Source organism: Nocardioides alkalitolerans DSM 16699 (assembly GCF_000426525.1).
In the GTDB taxonomy this organism is placed as follows: domain Bacteria; phylum Actinomycetota; class Actinomycetes; order Propionibacteriales; family Nocardioidaceae; genus Nocardioides; species Nocardioides alkalitolerans.
Genome location: NZ_AUFN01000012.1, coordinates 191,461 through 213,299, shown reverse-complemented (window position 1 = coordinate 213,299; position 21,839 = coordinate 191,461). Strand labels below are relative to the sequence as shown.

Below are 21,839 nucleotides of genomic sequence, written 5' to 3'. Positions count from 1 at the left end.
CTCACCGGTCGACGGGACACCGGGGCGGCCGGCGTGCGAGCGTTCACCCCGATGCCTGCCGCTGCCCGCCGTACCCCTCGCACCCGGTCCCTCTCCCCCGCACTCGGAACGGTCCTCGCCGCACTGCTCCTCGGCGGCTGCGCGCCCGCCGCTGCACCCTCCGACCCCGGTACGACGAGGTCGTCGACGCCCGCCGTCGCGACGACGGCTCCCGCGGCCGCCGGGACCGCCGCCGACGTGCTCGGCACCCTCGAGGTGCGCGGACGCGCACCGATGACGGGCTACGACCGGGACCTTTTCGGCCAGGGTTGGATCGACACGGACCGCAACGGCTGCGACACGCGCAACGACGTGCTCGCGGCGCACCTCGCGCCGCTCGCCGTGCGGCCCGGCACCAACGGCTGCGTCGTCGAGGCCGGCACGCTGGCGGACCCCTACACCGGGACGAGCATCGACTTCGTCCGGGGCGACGGTGCCCTGGTCGACGTGGACCACGTGGTGGCGCTCGGCAACGGGTGGGTCTCCGGGGCGCAGGCGTGGGGCGCCGGCACGCGGGTGGCGTTCGCCAACGACCCGCTCAACCTGCTCCCGGTCGACGCCGGGCAGAACCGGCAGAAGGGCGACGGCGACGCCGCGACGTGGCTCCCGGCCGACCGCTCCTACCGGTGCGCGTACGTCGCGCGCCAGGTCGCCGTGAAGGCGAAGTACGCGCTGTCGGTCACCCCGGCCGAGCACGACGCGATCGACGGTCTCCTCGACGGCTGCCCGGACGAGCCGGTGCCTGCCGACTCCGGCCTGCCGACGACGAGTGACGTGGGCGTCCCGGCCGGGAGCCCGAGCGGCACACCGTCCGGCGGCTCCGCGTCGTACGAGAGCTGTGCGGCGGTGCGGGCCGCGGGTGCCGCGCCGATCCGGTCGGGCGACCCCGGCTACGGGCGCCACCTCGACGGGGACGGCGACGGCGTCGCCTGCGAGTAGGCCTCAGTCGCGCTGCTCGCCCGGCGTCACCAGTCCCGACTCGTAGGCCAGGACGACGAGCTGCACCCGGTCGCGCAGCCCGAGCTTGCGCAGCACCTCGCTGACGTGCGACTTCACGGTCTGCTCCCCCACCGTGCGCGCCGCCGCGATCTCGGCGTTCGACAGCCCGCGCGCGACGTGGACGGCGACCTCCCGCTCGGTCGGGGTCAGGACGTCGAGACGGCCCGGATCGGCCGTCCGCCGGCGGAGGGCGACCTTCTCGACGAGCCGGCGGGTGACGGAGGGGCCGAGGAGCATCGCGCCCTCGGCCACCGCACGGACGGCGTCGACGAGCGCCGCGGCCCGCGTGTCCTTCAGCACGAACCCGCTCGCGCCGGCGCGCAGCGCGTCGTACACGTGCTCGTCGAGGTCGAACGTGGTGACCATGAGCAGCCGGGTGGGCAGGCCGCGGGCGGTGATCGCCCGCGCCGCCTCGATGCCGTCCATGCGGGGCATCCGGATGTCGACCACGGCGACGTCCGGCACCAGCCGCTCGACGAGCTCGAGCAGCTCGACCCCGTCGCAGGCCTGCCCGACGACCCGCAGGTCGGGCGCGGCGTCGATCATGGCTTCGAAGCCGGTGCGCGCGACGGGTTGGTCGTCCGCGACGACGGCGGTCCAGCCGCCTGGTGGGGAGGTGCTCACACGAGGGAGCCTGCCGCGGTGCGCAGCGGTAGACGAGCAGCCACGCGGAACCCGCCGTCGACGGTCGGCCCGGCGTCCAGGGCGCCTCCGAGGGCGTCGACCCGCTCGACCATGGCGGGGATGCCGATGCCGTGGTCGGTGGACCCGGCCGTGGGTACGTCGCCCCGCCCGGCGCTGTTGCTCAGCTCGACGAGGAGGTCGTCGCCGTCGAGGCCGAGCCGCACCAGGACCGCACCGCCGCGCGCGTGGCGGCGGGCGTTCGTCAGTCCCTCCTGCACCACGCGGTAGGCGACGTGGCCGGCCACCGGGTCCACCACCCAGCGCTCGTCGAGGCCCGAGACGGAGACGTCGTCGCCCGCCGCCCGTGCACGCTCCACCAGGTCGGCCACGTCCTGCAGACCGGGCTGCGGTGCCCGCGACCCGGGGGCCCCCTCGTCGCCGTCGGCGACCTCCGCGCGTCGCAGCACCTGCAGCACCCCGCGCAGCTCGTCGAGCGCACGCCGCGCGTCGTCGGCGATCTCCGCGAGCACGGTCGTGGCCTCCGGAGCCATGTCGGGGTGCTGGTACGGCGCCGACTCCGCCCGCACGGCGATGAGCGAGACGTGGTGGGCGATCACGTCGTGCAGGTCCCGGGCGAGCCGGGCCCGTTCGACCTGCACCGCCTCGGCAGCGGCGAGCCGACCGCGCTGCAGGCGGAAGCCCTCGGCGAGGCGGACCGCCCGGGCCAGCCCGAGCAGGCACCCGCCCACGAGGACGAGGGTCGGGACCAGGAGCGGGACGACGAGGAGGTCCGCCGTCGTGCGCTCGGTCTCGAAGGAGACGGCGGTCTCCGGCAGCAGGAGGAGCAGGGACCGACTCGCCATCAGGGACACCAGGGTCGCTGCGGCTCCCGCCACGGCCACCGCCCCGCGGGCGCCGCCGTGGCGCAGCACGACGACGACCGCCGTCAGCGTCGACGCGAGCGCCCAGGCCCACGGGAGGTAGTCGTCGCCCACCGCGAGGTAGATCAGGGGACCGAACGTGGCCAGACCGGCGACGACCGGATGGCGGTCGAGGAGCACGGCCGCAGCGACGAGGCCGGCGCCGACCACGACGCCCAGCGCGACGAGCAGGGGCGTCGGCGGGACGACCACGAGGAGGGACTCGCCCCACGAGAACACCTGCACCTCGTCGGCGACGTAGCCGTCGAACGCGACGAGCAGGAGGGCCCCCACGATCCCGAGCGCGGCCACGACGGCGGCGCACCCCCGGACGAGCAGCGACGAGCCGTCCCGGCGGACGGCGGGAGCGGTGGTGGGTGCAGGTACGGCGGTGGGAGTGCTCATGCCGATGATGCTCCTCGTCGGGAACGCCCTGGGGCCACCCCCGAGGGAGGGATCATCCCGGTGCCCTCACCCCCCGGCGGTAGGGGGCGGCGAAGGGGTGTCCCCCCGTGGGCGGTAGGACGCCACGACGTAGCCCCCGTCGTCGTACGGCGCGCGGTCCCACCCCGCCCAGTGCGCGGTGGGCTCCAGACCGACGGCGGCGAACGCGGCGTCCACGTCGGCGAGGGCAAGCACGGGGCAGTCACCGGGCAGGTGCGCGGCGTCGAGGCCGAAGCCGGTCACGAGCGCTCCCCCGGGTGCGACGTGGTCGGCGAGCGACCGGGCGGCCGCGGTGAGCGTGCCGGGCTCCAGGAGCGGCAGCACGTTGCCGGCCAGGAGCACCAGGTCGAAGCGGCGGCCCAGAGCCAGTCCCGCCAGGTCGGCGACGTGCCACTCGACGTCGGGCACCTCGTCGCGCGCGACCGCGACCATGGCGGCGTCGACGTCGCAGCCCACGACGTCGTACCCCAGCTCGTGGAGCCGCGCGCCGACCCGGCCCGTGCCGCACCCGGCGTCCAGCACCGACGCGGGCGGGGCCAGCAGCTCGGCGACGAGGGCCGCCTCGCCGTGGACGTCGCCCCCGCCGGCCGCGATGGCGCGGAACCGGTCGGCGTAGACCGTCGCGTAGTCGTCGCCGGCCTGCGCCCGGGCGATGCGTTGCCACACAGTGCTCACGACGCCGTTCCTACCAGGCCGGGGGTACGACGCCGACCGTCAGCCCGCACCGACCCCGGCGTGCACGAGCGCCGCGATCTGCCGCTCGACGGCGTTGAAGTCGGGGGCGTTCACGTCGCGCTCGCCCGCCAGCGTCACGGGCACGACCTCCTTCACGTGACCGGGCACGCCGTGCGAGGCGCCGCCGGCCATGACGACGACCCGGTCGGCGAGGTAGACGGCCTCCTCGATCGAGTGGGTGACGAGCAGGACCGTGGCTCCCGTCTCGACATGGAGGCGACGCAGCTCGTGCTGCATCGACGTGCGGGTGAGGGCGTCGAGCGCCCCGAACGGCTCGTCCATCAGGAGCACCGCCGGGTCGTTGGCGAGCACCCGGGCGATGGCGACGCGCTGCTGCATGCCGCCCGACAGCTCGCCGGGATACCGGTCGGCGAAGCGGGTGAGGCCGACGATCTCGATGTACTCCGCCGCGCGCCGCTTCGCGGCGGTCCTCGACATGCGTCGCTGGCGGGGCCCGTAGCGCACGTTCTCCGCGACGGTCAGCCACGGGAAGAGGCCGTAGTCCTGGAAGACCACGCCCCGCTCGGGCCCGGGGCGCCGTACCGGCCGGCCGCCCACCTCCACGACGCCCGCGGTGTGGCGCTCGAACCCGGCGAGGATGCGCAGCAGCGTCGACTTGCCGCACCCGCTCGCCCCCACGACGGCGACGAACTCGCCGGGCGCCACCTCGAGGTCGACGTCGGCGACCGCGTCGACGGGGCCGCGCCGCGTCGCGTACTGCTTGCCGACCCCCTGCAGGAGGACCCGGCCGGACTCGTCGACGACCCGGTGCGGTCGGACCGTCGCTCCGGGCGTCGCTGTCTTCTCCGTCATCGCCTTCTCCTTCACGAGGCCCGCACCAGCGGGCGGCGCCCGAAGGCACCCTTGAGGCCGAGGACCAGCAGACGGTCCGAGAGATAGCCGGCGACGCCGATGACGATCATGCCGACAACGATCCGGTCGGTGCGCACCTGCTCGCGGGCGAGCATGATCATGCTGCCGAGGCCGGTGTCGATGCCGTTGCTCTCCCCCAGCACGAGGATCACCCAGGCGAGGCCCAGGCCGATGCGCAGGCCGCTGACGATGCCCGGGGTGGCGGCCGGCACGACGACCTTGAGGAGCACCCCGATCGGGCGCGTGCCGAGCATGAGGGCCGCCTCGACCAGCCGCGGCGAGACCTCCCGCGTCGCGCTGAGCGTGTTGAGCAGGATCGGGAAGAACGCCGAGATCGTGATCAGGAAGATCGTGGCCTGGCTGCCGAAGCCGATGATGAGGAGCACCAGGGGCACCCAGGCGGTCGCCGGGATCGGGCGGAAGAGGTTGACCGCCGGGTCGAGCGTCGCGAGCACGAGCGGGAACCGGCCCATCAGCACGCCCAGCGGGATCGCGAGGGCGGCCGCGAGGCCGAAGCCGGCGAGCACCCGCAGCGAGCTGGCCCCCAGGTGGCCCCAGAGCGAGCCGCTGAACGCGTCGTCGTACACCCCGCCGAAGGCGAAGTCCCACAGCAGCTTCGCCACGTCGACCGGGGGCGGCAGGAAGCCCATCTTGATGTCGAAGAGGAGCACCCACTCCCCCCGCACGCCGAGGTCCCACATCAGGAGGATGAAGGCGATGAACCCGGCGCCGAGGGCGAACCGGCCCGCGGCCGGGCCCCACCTGCTCATGCGTTTTCGTCCGGCTCGTCACGCGAGGCGAAGGAGGTGTCGACGACGTCCTCGAGCGCGGGCGCCTCGTCGATCATGCCGAGCCGCGCCATCTGGGTGATGAGGTTGTCGATCTGGCCCTCCAGGGTCGGAGACAGGTCGGCGCGGAGCCAGAAGTTGTCGAGCGCGGTGGCGAAGACGGCCTCGTCGCCGCCGTACTCCGCGACCATGTCGGGCAGCCACTCGTCCTGGTTGTCGACCATGTACGCGGTCGTGGCGGCGTGGGTCTCGACGACCTCCTGCACGGCCTCGGGCTGCTCGTCGATGAAGTCCTGGCTGGCGAGCAGCGCGATGTTGACGCGGCCGATGTCGGTCTCGTACGGCGAGGTGATCTCCTGACCGCCGGCCCCGAGGGCGAGGGAGACCCCGATCTCGGGGGCGAGGAACGCGTCGATCTGGTCGGTGTTGAACGCGTTGAAGAACTCGGGCGCGCTCAGCGAGACCAGCCCGAGGTCGGCGATGTCGACGCCCTGCTCCTCGAGGATCAGCTGGAGCGCGACGTACTGCGAGCTCGACTCGAGGTAGCCGACCCGGCGGCCGACGAGGTCCTGCACCGAGTCGATCTCGGCGTTGCCGATGAACCCGCTGCCCCCGTCGGCCGCGCCCGCGACCACCTTGACCTCGCGGCCCTGGGCGGCCCCCGCCACGGTCGCGGTGATGCTGCCGACGGCCATGTCGATGGTGCCGCTGAGCAGCGCGTCGTTGAGCGCCGGCGCGGTGTCGAGCGTGACCACGTCGTACTCGATGTCGCCCGTCGCGTGGTCCTCGTAGAGGAAGGGTGCGTAGAAGTGCGGCTGGCCCCGCAGCGTGCCGACGGTGACGGTCGTGACCTCGCCGTCGTCGTCACCCCCGGTGGACGTGCAGGCGGCGAGCGCGCTGCCGAGCAGGACGGTGGAGACGGCGACCGCGAGGCGGCGGGACAGGGGTGCAGCGAGTGGCACGGGGGCTCCTCTGGGGGAATGGAGACGACCCGGTCCACCCTCCGGCACCGGCGTTTCACGACAGTGACAAGCGTGTTCCAGCGGACGTCGACGGCGTCGACGTGGGGGTGACGGTGGGCACGGGAGTACAAAGGAAGGCGTGAGCTCTCCTGCGTCGACCACCGCGCCCGATCCCGGCGACGACCTCCTGACCACCGAGGTCGAGCTGGCCGACGGCACCGTCCTCGCCGTCCAGGAGTCGGGCCGCGCCGACGGGCCCGCCCTCCTGCTCCTCGCGGGCCAGGCGAACTCGCACGCCTGGTGGACGGATCTGCGCGACGGCTTCGCCGACTTCCGGGTCGTCTCGTTCGACTACCGCGGCACCGGCGCCACCCGCGCCGACGACCACGACGACGGGTGGTCGACCGAGCTGTTCGCCGACGACGCCTGCGCGGTGATGGACGCGCTCGGCATCGAGCGGGCCCACGTCTACGGCACCTCGATGGGCGGTCGCGTGGCCCAGATGCTCGCGATCCGCTCCCCCGAGCGCGTGGACCGGCTGGTGCTGGCGTGCACCTCGCCGGGCGGTTCGGTGGCGCGCGAGCGGGGGCCCGACGTACGACGCCGGATCGCCACCCCCGACCCCGCCGAGCGCGCCCGGGCGCTGCTCGACCTCTTCTACACCCCCGCCTGCGCGGAGCGCCGGCTGCGCAGCCACCTGCTCGGTGACACGTCGATGACCTCGCGGGCGCAGATGCGCCACCTGCGGGTCAGCGCCCGCCACGACGCGTCCGACCGCCTCGGCGAGATCGTCGCGCCGACGCTCGTGCTGCACGGCGCCGACGACGTGATGACGCCGGTGCAGAACGCCACCGTCATCGCCCAGCGCATCCCCGGCAGCCGGCTGCAGCTCACCCGCGCCGGCCGCCACGGGTTCTTCGACGAGTTCAGCGACACGGTGACGCCCGGCGTCATCGGGTTCCTGCGGGAGTGACCGGGCGCCCTCGGGTGCCTGGGCCCTTGGGCTGGGGTGGGCCCTTGGGCTCGCTGGAGGCCCTTGGGCTCGGAGGAGGCCCGTGGGGAACGCTGTGGCGGGGAGTTGTGCGGCTAGTTGTTCGGTGGGTGAGGAGCGAGCGCAGCCTGGCCGGTGGGTGAGGAGCGAGCGCGGCGCGTCCGGTGGGCGAGGAGCGAGCGCAGTGAGCGTCTCGAAGCCACGCAGGTCCCCCGGGCACGACGGCACACCCCAGCGACGGTGGTCGCTGAGGTGTGCGGTCAGTCAGCTGTGTCAGGCGGCGAGCGGGACCGTGCCGTACGGGTCGACGAGGTACTGCTGGTCGTGGGGGCTCGTCCACACGAACGACCCGTCGGGCAGGCGCCGGTAGCGCCACCTGCGTTCCCTCCCGATGCCGCTCGGCGACGGGTGGGTCTTGACCCGGTGATGTCGCCGGCAGAGCGGGGCGAGGTTGGTCGTGGAGGTCTGACCCGGTGGTCCGCCGTCATCTGCTCGGACGTACTCGTCGACGTGGTCAAGGTCGCAACCCCGAGCCGGTCGGGTGCAATGGGGGAACACGCAGATGGGCCTCGTGAGGCGGACGCGTTCGGCGATCCGGTCCGGGATCTCGTAGGCGTCGACCGCGACCTGGTCTCGGAGATCGATGACCGGCTTCACCACCACCTGGGTGGAGGTGGCGCGGCACCATTCGCGGACCTGCTCGGCGAGCACGAAGCTCCGGGTCTTCTCGACCCGAGCCAGGTCGACACCACCGCAGACGTGCGGGTCGAGCTCGGTCAGCGCGGCCTCGGAGAGGTGGACGTGGAGCACGACTTGGCGGGCCTTCGACCGCGTCGCAGCCGACGCGGCCGGCGCGGCCACATCGTCGTCGGCCGGGTCGCCGCAGCCGCTGAGGTCCAGCGTCGTCTGGCGCCGCGCGATCTCTCCCACTGCGGATGACCGCCGTGCGTCGAGGGAGTCCAGCGACCCCGCGAGCGCGAGGTCGGCGGCGACCCGGGACACCGCGTTCTCCAGGTCGAGGGCGTCGGCAAGGTCGAGGGTCCCCAATACCGGCACCACCCCTCGGGCCGGATCCACCTGGGCGTCGAAGTCGATGTCGAACCGTCGGGTGGCGTCGGAGTCGGCGCGGTCGAGCTCGGCCTTCTCGGGGTCGAACCTCGCGATCGCCTCCGCGACCAGCTTCTGCGCGGTCACCATGCCCGTCTTGTGCGCCACCGGCGCCAAATGACGGTCGACGAACTCCGCACCCTCGAACGTGAGCTGGGTCGTCTCCTGCGCGATCTTCCGAGCCCGCCACACCGGCAGTACGCCAGCGGTCACTCGGCTCCAGAGCCGCGGGAGACGGTGCCGCAGCTCGACCGCCTCACCGACCAGCCGGCGACCCGAGTCGGTCGACAGACCCAGGGCGGCCGCGATCTCGACCACGCAGAACTCCGACACCAACGGAGCGCCCGGCCCACCGAGCTCACCGAACACGTCCGCGCCCGGCAGCAGGTGCGCATCGTCGCGGAGCAGCCCGAACGGGCCGTACTGGTCGGCCACCACGCCGCCCTCGGTGTGGGCGTCGGCCCAGTCCGCGACCGCCACGAGGACCTCGACCTCCGCCGCCCGCTGACGTGCCAGCGCAGCCCGGGCGCCGTCGAGCAGCACAGCCGGGAAGGCAGTGCTGCCGAGGGTGGCGGTGGTCGGGCTCATGTCCTGATTCTATTCGATCACGCGTTCGATCGCCAGGGTGACGAGGTGATCTGTGGAGAACTGTTTGCCCAGTTCAGATGGCCTTCGATCGCATTGGGTGGTGTGGTTTCGAGACGGGCCTAGCGGCCCTCCTCAACCAACGCCGGCACGGGCTCGGCGGCCTCCTCAACCACCACTGGGGCGTGGCTTCGAGACGCTCGCTGGCGCTCGCTCCTCAACCATCCCTGGGGCGTGGTGTCGAGACGCTCGCCGGCGCCCGCTCCTCAACCACCGCTGCGCTTACTCTTTGCCCGGCGCCCGCACCTCGCCCGCCCGCACCTCGCCCACCCGCACGTCGTGCGTGAGCACGAGGTCGAGGACCTCGGCGAACCGGGCGGCGTCGGCGCGGGAGAACGGGAGCGGCGGGCGCACCTTGAGGGTGCTGCCGTACGGCCCGCACACCGACGTGAGCACGCGCCGCCGCCGCAAGGCGTTGACGACGTCGGCGGCCAGCGCCGTACCCGGTGCGGTGGTGCCGGCGGACGCGACCAGCTCCACCCCGGTGTAGAGGCCGTCGCCGCGCACGTCCGCGACCACGGGGTGACGGGCGGCGACCTCGCGGAGCAGGTCACGCAGGTGCGTGCCGACGTCGGCGGCGTTCTGCTGCAGGCCCTCGTCGCGGATCACGTCGAGGACGGCCTGCGCCGCGGCGATGCTGACGTGGTTGCCGCCGAAGGTGTTGAAGTAGGGCACCGTGGCGGCGAAGGGCTCCAGCACGTCGGCCCGAGCCGCGACGGCGGCGATCGGCATCCCGTTGCCCATCGGCTTGCCGGTGGTCACGAGGTCGGGCACCAGGCCGTGGCGCTCGAACCCCCAGAACGCGGTCCCCGTGCGGGCGAAGCCGGGCTGCACCTCGTCGGCCACCAGCAGCCCTCCGGCCGCACGCACCGCGTCGACCGCGGGAGCGAGGAAGCCGGCGGGCGCGGCGTGCACCCCGTCGGAGGAGAGGATCGAGTCCACCAGCAGGGCAGCGGGTCGCACCCCGGCCGCCTGCATGGCGTCGAGGGCGGCGCGCACGTCGGCGGCCAACCGTGCCCCCGGGTCCGGCGTCGGGCGGCGGAGCGGGTCCGGGGCCGGCACGGTCCACACGTGCGCTCCGAGGGGGGCTCCTGCGCCGAGCGACGGGGACAGACCGGTGACCAGGTCGGTGTTGCCGTGGTAGGCCTCCGCGGTCACGATGACGCCCCGCCCGCCGGTGGCCGCACGGGCCACCCGCACCGCCAGGTCGTTCGCCTCCGAGCCGGTGCACGCGAACATCACCTGGTCGAGCTCCGCGGGCAGCAGCCCGAGCAGGTCCTCGGCGTACGTCACCAGCCCGCGGTCGACGTACCGCGTGTGCGTGTTGAGGGTCGCCGCCTGCCGTGCCACGGCCGCCACGACCGCCGGGTGGGCGTGGCCGACGCTGGCGACGTTGTTGTAGGCGTCGAGGTACTCCCCGCCCTCGGCGTCGTAGAGGTGCACCCCGCTCCCCCGCACCAGCTCCAGGGGCTCGCGGTAGAAGAGCCGGTACGCCGGCCCCAGCGCGCGTCGACGTCGCTCGACGAGGGGCGTCGCGGTGCCGGGGGCGCCGGTGTACGCGTTGGCGTCGAGGATGCTCGACCTGGTCTCCACGGTGAGGGGCTCCTCGGTGACGGCGTTTTGGTCTGGTGAGTGTCAGCATGATGGCGGCGCAGTGTGCGGCACAAGGTCGGGTGACCCATCGCACCGGGAGTGTGACCGGGGTGTTGCGCCGCCTACCGTCCGCGTTACGAGTGCGTGAAGGTCGGAGGTAATTGGTCTGCTGGTGCTCGGCGGACGGTCTACTGGCGTCGTACCGACGAGAGAGGGACCCATGCTGAGCGAGCAGGACTGTGCGGAGATCGCCGCCGCGGCGCTCCCCGCGTACGGGCTCGACGCCGCCTCGAGCGAGGTGAGGCTGCTGAGCCTCTCGGAGAACGGCACCTACCGGGTGCGCGGGCCGGCTCGTGAGCTCGTCCTGCGCGTCCACCGGCCCGGCTACCAGACGCCCGGGTCCATCGCGTCGGAGCTGACCTGGATGGACGCGCTGCGCGACGAGTGCGGTGTCGTGACACCGGCGGTGGTGCCGGCCGTCGACGGACGCCGGGTGGTGACGCTCGAGCGGTCCGACGGGCCACGGCACGTCGTCGCCTTCGAGCTCGTGCCGGGCGTCACCGCCGAGGAGTCGGCCCACCTCCTGCCCGTGGGCGAGCTGGGTCGGCTCACGGCCCGGATGCACCTCCACACGCAGCGCTGGCCGGTCCCGACCGGGTTCGAGCGCTTCCACTGGGACCTCGACGCCTGTCTCGGGGACTCGGCCCGGTGGGGCGCGTGGTCGGCGGGCCCCGGGCTGTCCGACGCCGACCGCCCGGTGGTCGCCCGGGCGGCCGACGAGGTCCGGGCGAGGCTCACGGCGTACGGGCAGGGCCCCGATCGCTACGGGCTGATCCACGCCGACCTGCGCCTCGCGAACCTCATGGTCGACGACGACCGGCGACTGACCGTGATCGACTTCGACGACTGCGGCTTCGGGTGGTTCCTCTACGACCTCGCGACGGTGCTCTCCTGGCTCGAGCACGAGCCCGGCTCACCGACGACCGTCGCCGCGTGGCTCGAGGGCTACACCGCGGAGCGCGAGCTCAGCGAGGTCGACCTGGCGATGGTCCCGACGTTCGTGATGCTGCGCCGGCTCATGCTGACCGCCTGGCTCGGCACCCACCCCGCCTCGCCGCCGGCGCTCGAGCTCGGCACCACGTTCGGCGCCGGCACCGGCGACCTCGCCCGGCGCTACCTCGACGACGCGGACTGGTTCCGCGTGCCCGCCCGACCGACCCCCGAGAAGGAGTGAGCGATGTTCGACCTGTCCGACGTACGCGTGCTGGTGACCGGAGGCTCGCGCGGCATCGGCCTCGGGATCGCCCGGGTCTTCGCCCGGGCCGGGGCGTCCGTCGCGGTGAGCGCCCGCTCCGCCGACGACCTGGCCCGCGCGGTGGCCGAGCTCGACGGCCTCGGTGACGGGGTGGTGCTCGCCGTGCCGGGGGACGTCGCGGACCGTGCCGGCGCGGCGGCCATGGTGGCCGCCGCCGTCGACGCCTTCGGCGGCCTGGACGTTCTCTGCGCGAACGCCGGGATCTTCCCCGAGGCCCGCCTGACGACCATGACCGAGAGCGACCTCGACCGGGTGCTCGACGTCAACGTGAAGGGCACGTTCTGGAGCGTCCAGGCGGCGATCGAGGCCCTGACCGCCTCGGGGCGCGGACGGGTGGTGCTCACGTCGTCGATCACGGGTCCCGTCACCGGCTTCCCGGGGTGGTCGCACTACGGCGCCTCCAAGGCGGCCCAGCTCGGCTTCCTCCGCAGCGCGGCGATCGAGCTCGCGGCGGCGCGCATCACCGTCAACGCGGTGCTGCCGGGCAACATCGCCACGGAGGGGCTGGCCGAGATGGGTCCCGAGTACGTCGCGCAGATGGCCCGGTCCGTACCGCTCGGCGCGCTGGGCGAGCCGGAGGACATCGGCCACGCGGTGGCGTTCCTGGCCTCGCGGGAGGCCGGTTACATTACGGGCCACGCGCTCGTGGTCGACGGCGGGCAGATCCTGCCGGAGTCGCCCGACGCGGTCGCCTGACCCCCGACGTCCCCCGTCCCGAGCCGAGCGAGGTGCCCGTGCAGGAGTCCGAGGGCGGTGTCGTCGCGGAGGACGTGCGACGGCGGCTGCTGCGCCTCCTCGCCTCGGGCGCGCTGCGGCCCGGCGACCGGCTCGGCACGGAGCGGGAGATGGCGGCACGGTTCGCGGTGTCCCGCGCGACGTTGCGCAGCGCGCTCGTGCCGCTGGCCCGGGCGGGCCTGCTGGAGCGGCGCACCGGCCGCGGGGGCGGCACCTTCGTGCGCGCCGCCACCGTCGCCCGCGAGGCCGCCGAGCGCCTCGGTCTGCCCGAGCGCCTCGAGGCCGCCGGCCACACCGCGGCGACCGCTCTGCTGGCGAGCGTCGTGCGCCCGGCGACCGAGGCCGAGCGCGACACGCTGCGCCTGGACGGGGACGCCCGGGTCGTGGAGGTCGAGCGGGTCCGCTACGCCGACGGCCTGCCGCTCTCGCTCGACCTCGCCCGGTTCCCGCTCGACCTGGTGCCGGGGCTCCTCGACCGGCCCCTCGAGGGCTCGCTCTACGCCGAGCTGGCCGCGACGTACGGTCTCGAGCCCGTGACGACCGAGGAGGAGATCTCCGTGGTGCACGCCCGGGCCCGCGAGGCCCGGGAGCTCGCGGTGCCCGTCGACGCCCCGCTGCTGCAGGTGGTGCGGGTCGCGCACGACGCGGACGGGCGGGCGTTCGAGCTGTCGGAGGACCTGTTCCGCGCCGACCGCGTGCGCCTGGTGGCGCGGGGGACGACCGTCAGCGTCACGCGTCGGTGAGGCGCTGCACGTAGGAGCGGTGCGTCGTGGTGCTCTTCGTGATCACGAGCAGCTCGCCCATGTGGGGCTCGAGCGCGGTCACCTTGTCGAGCGGGGCGCCGACGATGAGCTGGAACCCCAGGCCCCGCCAGGCGGCGACCGCGCGGCTGGCGAAGTTGCCGTCGGACTTCACGAAGCCCTCGTCGAGGAACACCGGGGCGAACCGCGGGCGGGTGCGCAGCTCGTCGCCCAGCCGGAAGCGCAGCGCGGCCCCGACGATGAACGCCACGAGCTCCTGGCTCTCGCCGCCCGACTTGCCGCCGAGACGGGCGTACGTCGAGCGCAGCTCCCCCAGGACGCTGCGGCGCTCGGCGGTGATCTCCACGTGCCGGCGTACGTCGAGCAGCCCCTCGCGGTCGGACAGCTCGGGGTCGAAGCGCGGGTCGGTGCGGTGGCGCAGGCGACCCATGAACTCGCGCAGGTCGGTGAACCGGCGCTCGAGCTCGTCCTCCGTCAGCTCGGTCGCCGCCGCGGCGGAGAGGCGCGTGAGGTTCTTACGGAACCGGGTGACGCTCTCGGGCGCGAGGCGGCGCAGACGGATCTGCAGGCGGTCCTTCTCGGCCCCGAACGGCAGGCTGCGGAGGATCTCGTTGATCGGGCGGAGCCGGTCCTCGATCTCCTCGATGGAGGCGTCCATGGCACCGGCGAGCGGCACGAGGTCCTCCCCCGACCACTCGGTGACCTTCTTGCGCCACTGCAGGCGGCGGTCCGCCAGCCCGGTGGCGCGGATGCCGTCGAGGATCGCCGCGTAGTCGGGGTACGACGCGGCCGTGCGCCCCAGGTTGGGGTCGGGCCACGTGTCGAGGTAGGCGGAGAAGATCGTCGCGAGGGTCTCGCTCGCCTCGCGGCGCTGCTGCTCGGAACGCTCCACCGACTCCATGAGCCGGCGGCGCAGGCGGCCCAGGTTGCCCGGCAGCTCGGCGAGGCTCGTCGCGTCGTCGGGCTGGGCCGCGACGGCGAGCTCCTCGTCGAGCCGGGCGACGTGCTCGTCGGTGAGCACGACCGAGCCGGTCTCCTCGATCCGGTCGAGCTCGTCGGCCAGCGCGTCCTGGCGGTCGACGTACGCCCCCTGCTCCTCGCGCAGCCGGTCGTGGCGGGCGTCGAGGCCGTACTTGTGCCGGCGCGCGTCCTCGAGACGCGACGCGAGGGTGTCGACCTCCGTCTGCAGCTCGCGCAGGCGGTCGTCGGAGGAGAGGATCCGGTCGCGGTCGGCGACCAGGCGCGCCAGGCGCTCGGCGCTGCCCGGCACGTCGACGTCGGCCCACCGGTAATGCGTGACGGCCTCGTGGGCCCGGCGGCGGTCGGCGAGGTCCTCGGCCTCGACACCGAGGTCCTCGAGGTCGGCGTCGATGCGGTCGAGCTCGCGCTCGAGCTGCGCGAGACGCTGGTGCAGCTCGGTGACGGCGTCGGCGTTGTCGAAGCCGATGATGTTCTCCACCTCGCCGCGGCGCCGGTCCTGCCCGTGCGCACCGCGCCCGCCGGGACGGCGCTCCTGCCCGGTGACGGTGACGCGGTAGCCGCCGCCCCCGAGGTCGGCCGTGTCCTCGACGCAGAACGCGTTGAGGCCGTCGCGCGTGAGCTCGCGCTGCACCCAGCCGCGGAACGGCGAGGCCTTGTACAGCAGCTTGCCCGCGACGTGGTCGGTGCCGCCGACGGGCACGTCGGGGAGGTCGGTCGGGGCGCCGACGAACCGCAGCCGGCCCGGGAGCGGCAGGTGGTCGATGGCCGCGGAGAAGGCGTCGAGCAGCGGGGCCGGCACGAGCATCTGCCGCGCGGTCGCGCCGAGCACGGTCTCGATCGTGGGCCGCCAGCGCGCCTCGTCGGGGGCGACGTCGATCAGCTCGGCGACGAACGGCAGGTCGGCGGCGTCGATGCCCGAGGCCGCGGCCACCGCTGCGCGCAGCTCGTTGAGGTGGCGCGGCACCTTGCCGCTGCGGCCGCGGAGGTCCTGCACGTCGGCGGCGAGCTCGCGCTTGTCGGCGAGCAGGCGGCCCTGCTGGTGCAGCAGCGGCTTGCGGGCCTCCTCCACGCGCTCGACGGCGTCGGGCACGGTGGCGAGGAACTGCTGGCCCTCGGTGCGCAGCCCGTCGAACGCGTCGCGGGAGCCCAGCACGTCGTCGAGGTCGAGACGCAGGTCGGCCACCTGCTCCGCGAGCCGGTCTCGGTTGTCGACGAGGGTGGCGTGGTGCTGCTCCTCCTCGCGGATGCGGTCCTCGAGCGCGTCCAGCGCGCCGCCACCGCTCTCGCGGTGCTGGGTGCGCGCCGCCTCGAGGTCGTCGGCGAGCCGGGTGACCGCCGTGACGGCGTCGCGCAGCTCCTCGGTGACGGCCGTGCGGGCGACCCGGTTCGCGTCGACCGCGGCGTCGAGCAGCCGCGCCTCGGTGCGCAGCGACCAGAGCGTCAGCGGGGTCGCACCCTGACGGGCCACCCCGAACGTGTCGAGCACGTCGAGCTCGGCGCGCGCCGCGACGAGCCGCTCGTGCGCCTCGGTGATCGGCGCGAGGCGGCGCTCCTTGCGCTCCTCGGTCTCCATCGCGACGTACGACGCCTCGAGGTCGTCGAAGTGCTCGATGGCCCGGTCGGCCTTGGCGAAGCTGTCGGGGGTCTCGAGCACCATCTCCTTATAGAGCTCGTCGACCGTGCGGATCTGGTGGCCGGACTGGATGCGGACCAGCAGCCGGAGCGCCTTCGCGCCGTCGGTGTTCGCCCCGATGCCCAGGCGCGTGTAGAGCGTCTGCGCGAAGGTGGCGTAGGTGTCGTACGTCGTGATGCCCTCGAACGCGGCCTTGAGGCCGCGCACCGCGAACCGGTCGGGCACGCACTGCTCCAGGTCGGCGAGGTCGAGCGCCCCGTCGTACGTCGCCATGCGCATGCTGATGTCGCCGGCCCGGGTCGCCGAGGCGGGCACGTAGTAGGCGCGCAGCGCGGTGAGCCGTCGTCCGTTGTCGTCGACGAAGGTCATGCCGACCGCGCCCCAGGTGGCCGTGCCCTGACCGCGGAGCACCTGGTCGACCTCACGGCCCGAGGCGTCGGTCGTCGAGTCGGTCTTGCCCCGCAGGTAGGAGAGCAGGTTGCGCTGCTCGGCGCTGCGCGCCCGGCCGCCGGCGGCGTCGTTGGAGGCGCCGTTGAAGGCGGTGTCGGAGGGCATCATCAGGGCGATGTAGCCGTCGAGGAGCGTGCTCTTGCCCGTGCCCGAGGCGCCGGAGACCAGCGTCGAGGAAGGGTGGAAGTCGAAGCGCACCCGGCCCTCGAAGCCGCCCCAGTTCACGAGCTGGAGGGCCTCGGCCCGCCACTGGGAGGTGCCCTCGGTGGCGCCGGCCGCGTAGAAGAGCGGCATCTCGACGCCGGCGGCCGGGACCGGGCGCTCGTCGGGGTCGGTGAGCACGAAGCGGGTGTCGCCGCCGCTGGTGCCGGTGGTGTCGTCGGTGCCGGTCATCACCACGCCCCGTCCTGGTCGTCGCGGTCGTCGTGCTGGTCGTCGTCCTGGTCGTCGTCCTGGGGATCGGGCTCCTCGGGCGTCGCGAGGTCGAACGGCTCGTCCTGCTCGTCGGGGGTCTCGGCGGGGAGCGCGACCTCGTCGACCGAGGGGGTCTCGTCCGGTCCGGACGGGTCGGGGTCCGTGTCCCCCGGCACCTCGCCGGCGTTGGTCTGGCGCAGCCACGTCAGCAGCTCCTGGAGCCGCTCCATGGGCAGCAGCACCTCGATGGCGCGACTGATCTCGAACCGGTCGCCCGTCGCAGGGCCCAGCAGCAGGCCGGTGCGGTAGACGGCCTCGAGGGCCGCACGGGCCCGGCGCGCGTCGCCGGCGACGTCGGTCGCGTGCCGGGGCCGGAACTGCTCGACGTACGCGAGGACGGCGTCGCGGTCGACGTACGCCCGCGTCGTGCCCGCGCCCGTCTCGGCCCGGAAGCGCCCGCGGAGGAACACGAGCACGAGGGTCTCCTCGCGGCCCCAGGGGGTGTCGTGCAGCAGGGTCGGGAAGGGCCGTCCGCCGCCCTCGGGGGTCACCTGCCGCTTGTGGGCGACCTCGCGCTCGGGGTCGACGGCGAGGTCGAGGAAGAGGTCGTGGAGCCGGCCGCGGAAGAGGTCGGGGTCGGCGGCGACGGCGCGCCACTCCGACGGGTGCGTCTGCGCGCTGATGAAGCGGTGCTTCAGCAGCGCCACGAGGGCGCGACGCTGGAGCACGTCGAGACCGCCCTCGTCGCCCTCGAAGAGGGCCACGCTGCTGTCGGCGGGCTCGTCGTCCCAGCCGTCGGCGCCGTCGGGGCCGTCGTACTGCTCGGGGTGCTCGGTGGCGGTGTCGGTCACCGGGTCTCCTCGGTCGTGGGGTCGGGGGCGGCGCCGACGCGCGGCACGGCCAGCACGCGCGCGGAGCCGTCGGGACGCGTGGTCGCCCAGGGCTCGGTGTCGTCCGCGGCCGCCATGCCGCGGCTGGTGGCCAGCTGGAGCAGGCCGAAGACCTCCACCGGGCGTCGCAGGTCGAGCGAGAGCGAGGCGAACAGGTCGCCCAGGCTGCGACGGCGGTCGGGGTCCTCGTCGAGCCAGCCCTCCAACGCCTGCTCGAGGCGGTCGGTGGACGGGCCGCCCTGGGCCAGCAGGTCGTCGAGCCGCACGTCCTCCTCGGGAGTGGTGGTGGACTCGTCCAGCGGCGGGGGCGCCAGCGAGGCGGCGGGGTCGGGGAAGCGCTCGCGCAGGTGGCGTACGACGGCACGCGGCGGCAGCAGGGGCACGTCGACCACGGCGCGCGGCCCGGCGGTCTCCATCCAGGTCGTCAGCTCGCCCTCGAGGTGGCGCAGGACGGCGTCGAGCTCGCGGTCGCGCGCGGCGTCGTGGTTCTCGATGTAGTCGCGCAGCGTCGCCGAGACGCGCTTGCGCTGGGCGATGACGGCGTCGAGGCCCGAGCGGATGAGCGCGACGGTGCCGAGGAGGTCGGTGCGGTCCCCCGCCGTCAGCAGCTCGTGGGCCCGCGGGTGGTCGAGCAGCTCGGCGAGGTCGGCGCGCAGCTGGCGCAGCAGGGTCTCGTCGCGCAGGAGCGAGACGGCACCGGAGAACGCGCGCCCCTCGGGCGTGGCCGTCATCAGGGTGTCGACGCGGTCGAGGTACTCCGCCACGACCTCACCGGCCGGGCGCTCCTCGGCCCGGAACGCGGCGAGCACCTCGCTGCGCATCGTGTCGAAGGCCTCCTCGACGCGGGCGAACTCGCTGGGCAGCCCGCTCACGAGCTGCTGGACCTCGTTGTAGCCCTCGCGCATGTAGTCGACGGACATCTCGGGCAGGTCGCCGCCCTCGACGATCCGGTCACGCTCGGCCTGCAGACGGGCGATCTCCGTGTTCAGCAGGGTGACGCGCGCGCCCGCGTCGGGGTTCGCGTCGGTGTTGAACCGGCGGACGGTCGTGAGGATGGTGGAGATCCGGTGCTCGCTGAGGCGCGCACGGTCGCGGGTGAGGCTGCGGACGAGCGCCAGGGCGTCCTGGGCGTGGGAGGTGAGGGAGTAGGTCTCGTCACCCTCGGCGTCCACGCTGCGGATGAGCCACTGGCCGCGCATCCACCGGAGGCAGAGGTCGCGCCCGTCGCCGGTCGGCAGGTCGTCGGCGCCGGCGAGGCGCAGGTCGTGGAGGTAGGCGTTGACCTGGTCGTGGAGCCGGGCGGCCGGCACGGTGCGGACGTCGCGGCCGAACACGCTGCGGAAGACGGCGAGCACGACGGGCGCGGTGCGCTGGTTGAGCAGCTTGAGGGTCGGCTGGTCGTACGCGCTCTGCACCCGCGCGAGCTCGTCCACGATCTCCGACATGCCGCCCCTTCCTCCTCGTCGTCCGAGGAGGAAGGCTCTCATCCAGCGCCGGGCCCGCCGTCAGGAGGCCCCGCGCCGGCTGGCCTCAGACGTCGACGCCGAAGTCGGAGGCGATCCCGACCAGCCCGGAGGCGTAGCCCTGGCCGACGGCCTTGAACTTCCAGTCCCCACCGCTGCGGTAGACCTCGCCGAAGACCATGGCGGTCTCGACGGAGGCCTCCTCGCTGAGGTCGTAGCGGGCGATCTCGCTGCCGTCCGCCTGGTTCACCACGCGGATGAACGCGTTGCGCACCGAGCCGAAGTTCTGGCCGCGGGTGTCGGCGTCGTAGATCGAGACGGCCACGATGATGCGCTCCACCTCGGGCGCGACCGTCGCGAGCGCCACCTTGATGACCTCGTCGTCGCCCTCCCCCGCGCCCGTCTTGTTGTCGCCGATGTGCTGCACCGAGCCGTCGGGCGACGTCAGGTTGTTGAAGAACACGAAGTGCTGGTTCGAGACGGCCTTGCCGTTCGCCCCCAGCAGGATCGCGGAGGAGTCGAGGTCGAAGTCGCCCCCGGAGAACGAGTTCACGTCCCAGCCCAGGCCGACGTCCACGGCGCTCAGGCCGGGCGCCTCCTTGGTCAGCGAGACGTTGCCGCCCTTGCTCAGCGAGACACCCATGGTCGTCGTCCTCTCCTCGTGCACCCCGCACCGTCGCGGGCTGTGGGGTGCTGTGCCCATTCCGTGGCGCTCACAATCCCACGGCTCCGACCAGGTGGGGAGCGGCGAGGGCCTGCGGGGAGGGTCGTGCCCGGGGCGCCGGGACGTCCCGTTGGCCCCACCCGCCCCACGGTCCTGCGCGATACCGGCACCTGGCGCACGAAGGTTCGCGCGCCAGGTGCCGGATTCACCGGCTAGCCGGTGAAACCGGCAGGGCCCGCCCCGTCGCCGGCTCCGTCGCCGGCCGGGTCGTCCGAGGCGCCGCCTCCCGCCCCGTGCAGGTGGGCACGCTCGCCGTCGCGGTCGAGGATGACGAGCAGCTCGACGGGGCCGTCGTACGCCGAGATGGCGTGCGGCACCATCGTCGAGAACTCGGCCGCCTCCCCCGGCTCGACGAGCAGCGTGCGATCGCCGAGCTGCAGCCGGGCCGTGCCGGTCAGCACGGTGAACCAGTCGTGGCCCGGGTGCACCCCGAGCTGGTCGGCGGGCAGCGGCCGGGTGGGCCGGGTGATCCGCAGCTTCGCGACGGTGCGCGGACCGTGGTCGCGGGTCAGCATCCAGGCGGTCATGCCGGGGCGGGCGTCGTCGGCGACCGGGCGGATCACGACGTCGGCGTCCGACGCCGTGTCGACGAGCTGGTCGAGCGTCGTGCCCAGCGCCCGGGCGAGCGGCACCAGCTGGTCGAGGGCGATGCGGCGGTGCCCGGTCTCGATACGGCTCAGCGTCGACGGGCTGAGGTGGCACCGGGCGGCGAGGGCGTCGAGCGACCAGCCGCGGGCGAGGCGGAGGCTCCGGATGCGGCTCCGGACCACGGCGTCGAGATCCACGTCTTGCGTCATGCGCAAAAGTGTATGTCGCTGACGCAGGTACGACGTACGGTCGGACCCATGAGCGCACACGACCACGTGGCAGGCCACGAGAGCGGCCACGGGCACGCCAACGGACACGGACACGGTGGGCTGCCCCTCACCGACGACGAGCAGTCGCTCGGCGAGCTCGCCGACATGCTGGACCTCGACGGGGCGGTGCTCGCGCCGTACCTCGCGGAGGTCGTCGACTGGGTGCACGCGGAGGCCGAGGGCCTCCCGCGGCGGGCCCTGCTCGACCTCGGGGCCGGCACCGGCACCGGCAGTGTGGCCCTGGCCGAGCGGTTCGCCGACGCGAGCGTCTACGCCGCCGACCGGTGGCGGACCATGCTCTCCCGGGTGCGTGCCCGGGCCGAGCGCGCGGGCGTCGACGACCGCGTCCGCACCGTGCAGGCCGACGTCGACCAGGAGTTCCCGGCCCTCGAGGTGGTGGGGCTCGACGTGGTCTGGGCCTCGCTGATGGCCCACGAGCTCACGCATCCGGAGCGGGTGCTGCGGGACGCCCGGGAGGCGCTGCGCCCTGGCGGGCTGCTCGTGGTGGTCGAGATGGACGGGCTCCCCCGGTTCCTCCCCGGCGACGACGAGGAGCGCTGGCACGCCGCGCTGCGCACGGGCGAGCACGGGGTGGCGTCGTCGCACGCGGTCGACTGGGCGCCGGTGCTCACGTCGGTCGGGTTCGACGACGTGACGGTCCGGCGCTTCGACCTCCGGGCCGCGGAGGGCGCCGACCTCCCCCGCTACGCGCGGGGCTACCTGCGCATCGTCCGACCGACGCTCGCCGAACGCCTCGATCCCGACGACCTGGCCACGCTCGACGGGCTCCTGGACGACGACGGGCCCGCGAGCGTGCTCCGCCGCACCGACCTCGCGCTCCGCGGCGGCCGCACCGTCTGGCTCGCGCGCCGCTGAGACCGGCGCTGGGGGACCGG

19 protein-coding genes and 1 pseudogene are annotated in these 21,839 nt (G+C 74.0%); 7 read left to right on the top strand and 13 right to left on the bottom strand.

Annotation, left to right across the window (positions count from 1 at the left end; translation table 11 throughout):
* Positions 1-51: 51 nt before the first annotated feature.
* Both K329_RS0110810 and K329_RS32090 read left to right on the top strand, forming a co-directional pair.
* Positions 52-786, top strand: a pseudogene (locus tag K329_RS0110810) (HNH endonuclease family protein); the annotation flags it as partial.
* Positions 778-978: an excalibur calcium-binding domain-containing protein gene (locus tag K329_RS32090; protein WP_425411476.1), complete on the top strand. Its 201-nt coding sequence runs from the start codon at positions 778-780 to the stop codon at positions 976-978. The pseudogene K329_RS0110810 and the gene K329_RS32090, both read left to right, overlap by 9 nt.
* 3 nt (positions 979-981) lie before the next feature.
* Here the strand turns inward: K329_RS32090 and K329_RS0110805 are convergent, their stop codons facing one another.
* The 6 genes from K329_RS0110805 to K329_RS0110780 all read right to left on the bottom strand — a co-directional run bounded on the left by K329_RS0110805 (position 982) and on the right by K329_RS0110780 (position 6,384).
* Positions 982-1,662 carry a response regulator gene (locus K329_RS0110805; RefSeq protein ID WP_028473044.1) on the bottom strand — a complete coding sequence of 227 codons (681 nt, stop codon included), beginning with the start codon at positions 1,660-1,662 and terminating at the stop codon, positions 982-984.
* Complete coding sequence (locus K329_RS29525) at positions 1,659-2,987, bottom strand: sensor histidine kinase (protein ID WP_052336736.1); 1,329 nt, start codon at positions 2,985-2,987, stop codon at positions 1,659-1,661. Before K329_RS29525 ends, K329_RS0110805 begins: the two co-directional genes overlap by 4 nt.
* Before the next feature lie 66 nt (positions 2,988-3,053).
* Positions 3,054-3,701 (bottom strand): class I SAM-dependent methyltransferase, encoded by a 648-nt coding sequence (locus tag K329_RS0110795; RefSeq protein ID WP_211225828.1) that lies wholly within the window; start codon positions 3,699-3,701, stop codon positions 3,054-3,056.
* Positions 3,702-3,740: 39 nt separating this feature from the next.
* Positions 3,741-4,574 carry an ABC transporter ATP-binding protein gene (locus K329_RS0110790; protein ID WP_052336794.1) on the bottom strand — a complete coding sequence of 278 codons (834 nt, stop codon included), beginning with the start codon at positions 4,572-4,574 and terminating at the stop codon, positions 3,741-3,743.
* Positions 4,575-4,585: 11 nt separating this feature from the next.
* On the bottom strand, positions 4,586-5,404 hold the full coding sequence (locus tag K329_RS0110785; protein WP_028473041.1) for an ABC transporter permease: 819 nt from the start codon (positions 5,402-5,404) through the stop codon (positions 4,586-4,588).
* The gene (locus K329_RS0110780) at positions 5,401-6,384 is read right to left on the bottom strand and encodes an ABC transporter substrate-binding protein (RefSeq protein ID WP_028473040.1); all 984 of its coding nucleotides are present in this window, start codon (positions 6,382-6,384) and stop codon (positions 5,401-5,403) included. Before K329_RS0110780 ends, K329_RS0110785 begins: the two co-directional genes overlap by 4 nt.
* Before the next feature lie 139 nt (positions 6,385-6,523).
* On the opposite strand from K329_RS0110780, the gene K329_RS0110775 reads away from it, so the two are divergent.
* On the top strand, positions 6,524-7,357 hold the full coding sequence (locus tag K329_RS0110775) for an alpha/beta fold hydrolase (protein ID WP_211225827.1): 834 nt from the start codon (positions 6,524-6,526) through the stop codon (positions 7,355-7,357).
* Between the two features lie 291 nt (positions 7,358-7,648).
* Here the strand turns inward: K329_RS0110775 and K329_RS0110770 are convergent, their stop codons facing one another.
* Together K329_RS0110770 and K329_RS26170 are read right to left on the bottom strand one after the other, a co-directional pair.
* On the bottom strand, positions 7,649-9,070 hold the full coding sequence (locus K329_RS0110770; protein WP_028473038.1) for an HNH endonuclease signature motif containing protein: 1,422 nt from the start codon (positions 9,068-9,070) through the stop codon (positions 7,649-7,651).
* 279 nt (positions 9,071-9,349) lie between these two features.
* Positions 9,350-10,720 (bottom strand): aspartate aminotransferase family protein, encoded by a 1,371-nt coding sequence (locus tag K329_RS26170; RefSeq protein ID WP_052336733.1) that lies wholly within the window; start codon positions 10,718-10,720, stop codon positions 9,350-9,352.
* Positions 10,721-10,940: 220 nt separating this feature from the next.
* Between K329_RS26170 and K329_RS0110760 the strand changes: the two genes are divergently transcribed.
* The 3 genes from K329_RS0110760 to K329_RS0110750 are packed head-to-tail and all read left to right on the top strand — an operon-like array spanning position 10,941 to position 13,513.
* Positions 10,941-11,954 (top strand): phosphotransferase enzyme family protein, encoded by a 1,014-nt coding sequence (locus tag K329_RS0110760; RefSeq protein WP_028473037.1) that lies wholly within the window; start codon positions 10,941-10,943, stop codon positions 11,952-11,954.
* A gap of 3 nt (positions 11,955-11,957) precedes the next feature.
* Positions 11,958-12,731 (top strand): 3-oxoacyl-ACP reductase FabG, encoded by a 774-nt coding sequence (gene fabG, locus K329_RS0110755; RefSeq protein WP_028473036.1) that lies wholly within the window; start codon positions 11,958-11,960, stop codon positions 12,729-12,731.
* Positions 12,732-12,769: 38 nt separating this feature from the next.
* Positions 12,770-13,513, top strand: a complete 744-nt coding sequence (locus K329_RS0110750; protein WP_028473035.1) for a GntR family transcriptional regulator — start codon at positions 12,770-12,772, stop codon at positions 13,511-13,513.
* Here K329_RS0110750 and K329_RS26165 read toward each other — a convergent pair.
* The 5 genes from K329_RS26165 to K329_RS26155 all read right to left on the bottom strand — a co-directional run bounded on the left by K329_RS26165 (position 13,500) and on the right by K329_RS26155 (position 20,883).
* The gene (locus K329_RS26165; protein WP_157571678.1) at positions 13,500-16,988 is read right to left on the bottom strand and encodes an ATP-binding protein; all 3,489 of its coding nucleotides are present in this window, start codon (positions 16,986-16,988) and stop codon (positions 13,500-13,502) included. The two genes, K329_RS0110750 and K329_RS26165, sit on opposite strands and share 14 nt — an antisense overlap.
* Positions 16,988-17,860 (bottom strand): DUF4194 domain-containing protein, encoded by an 873-nt coding sequence (locus K329_RS26160; RefSeq protein ID WP_084541203.1) that lies wholly within the window; start codon positions 17,858-17,860, stop codon positions 16,988-16,990. Before K329_RS26160 ends, K329_RS26165 begins: the two co-directional genes overlap by 1 nt.
* Positions 17,857-19,344: a DUF3375 domain-containing protein gene (locus K329_RS0110735; protein WP_028473034.1), complete on the bottom strand. Its 1,488-nt coding sequence runs from the start codon at positions 19,342-19,344 to the stop codon at positions 17,857-17,859. The genes K329_RS26160 and K329_RS0110735 overlap by 4 nt, the downstream gene beginning before the upstream one ends.
* An 85-nt stretch (positions 19,345-19,429) precedes the next feature.
* Positions 19,430-20,005, bottom strand: a complete 576-nt coding sequence (locus K329_RS0110730; RefSeq protein WP_028473033.1) for a TerD family protein — start codon at positions 20,003-20,005, stop codon at positions 19,430-19,432.
* Between the two features lie 233 nt (positions 20,006-20,238).
* Positions 20,239-20,883, bottom strand: a complete 645-nt coding sequence (locus K329_RS26155; protein WP_043643004.1) for a helix-turn-helix transcriptional regulator — start codon at positions 20,881-20,883, stop codon at positions 20,239-20,241.
* Positions 20,884-20,931: 48 nt separating this feature from the next.
* Here K329_RS26155 and K329_RS0110720 point away from each other — a divergent pair, with 48 nt between their 5' ends.
* The gene (locus K329_RS0110720) at positions 20,932-21,819 is read left to right on the top strand and encodes a class I SAM-dependent methyltransferase (protein WP_028473032.1); all 888 of its coding nucleotides are present in this window, start codon (positions 20,932-20,934) and stop codon (positions 21,817-21,819) included.
* The last annotated feature ends 20 nt before the right edge of the window (positions 21,820-21,839 follow it).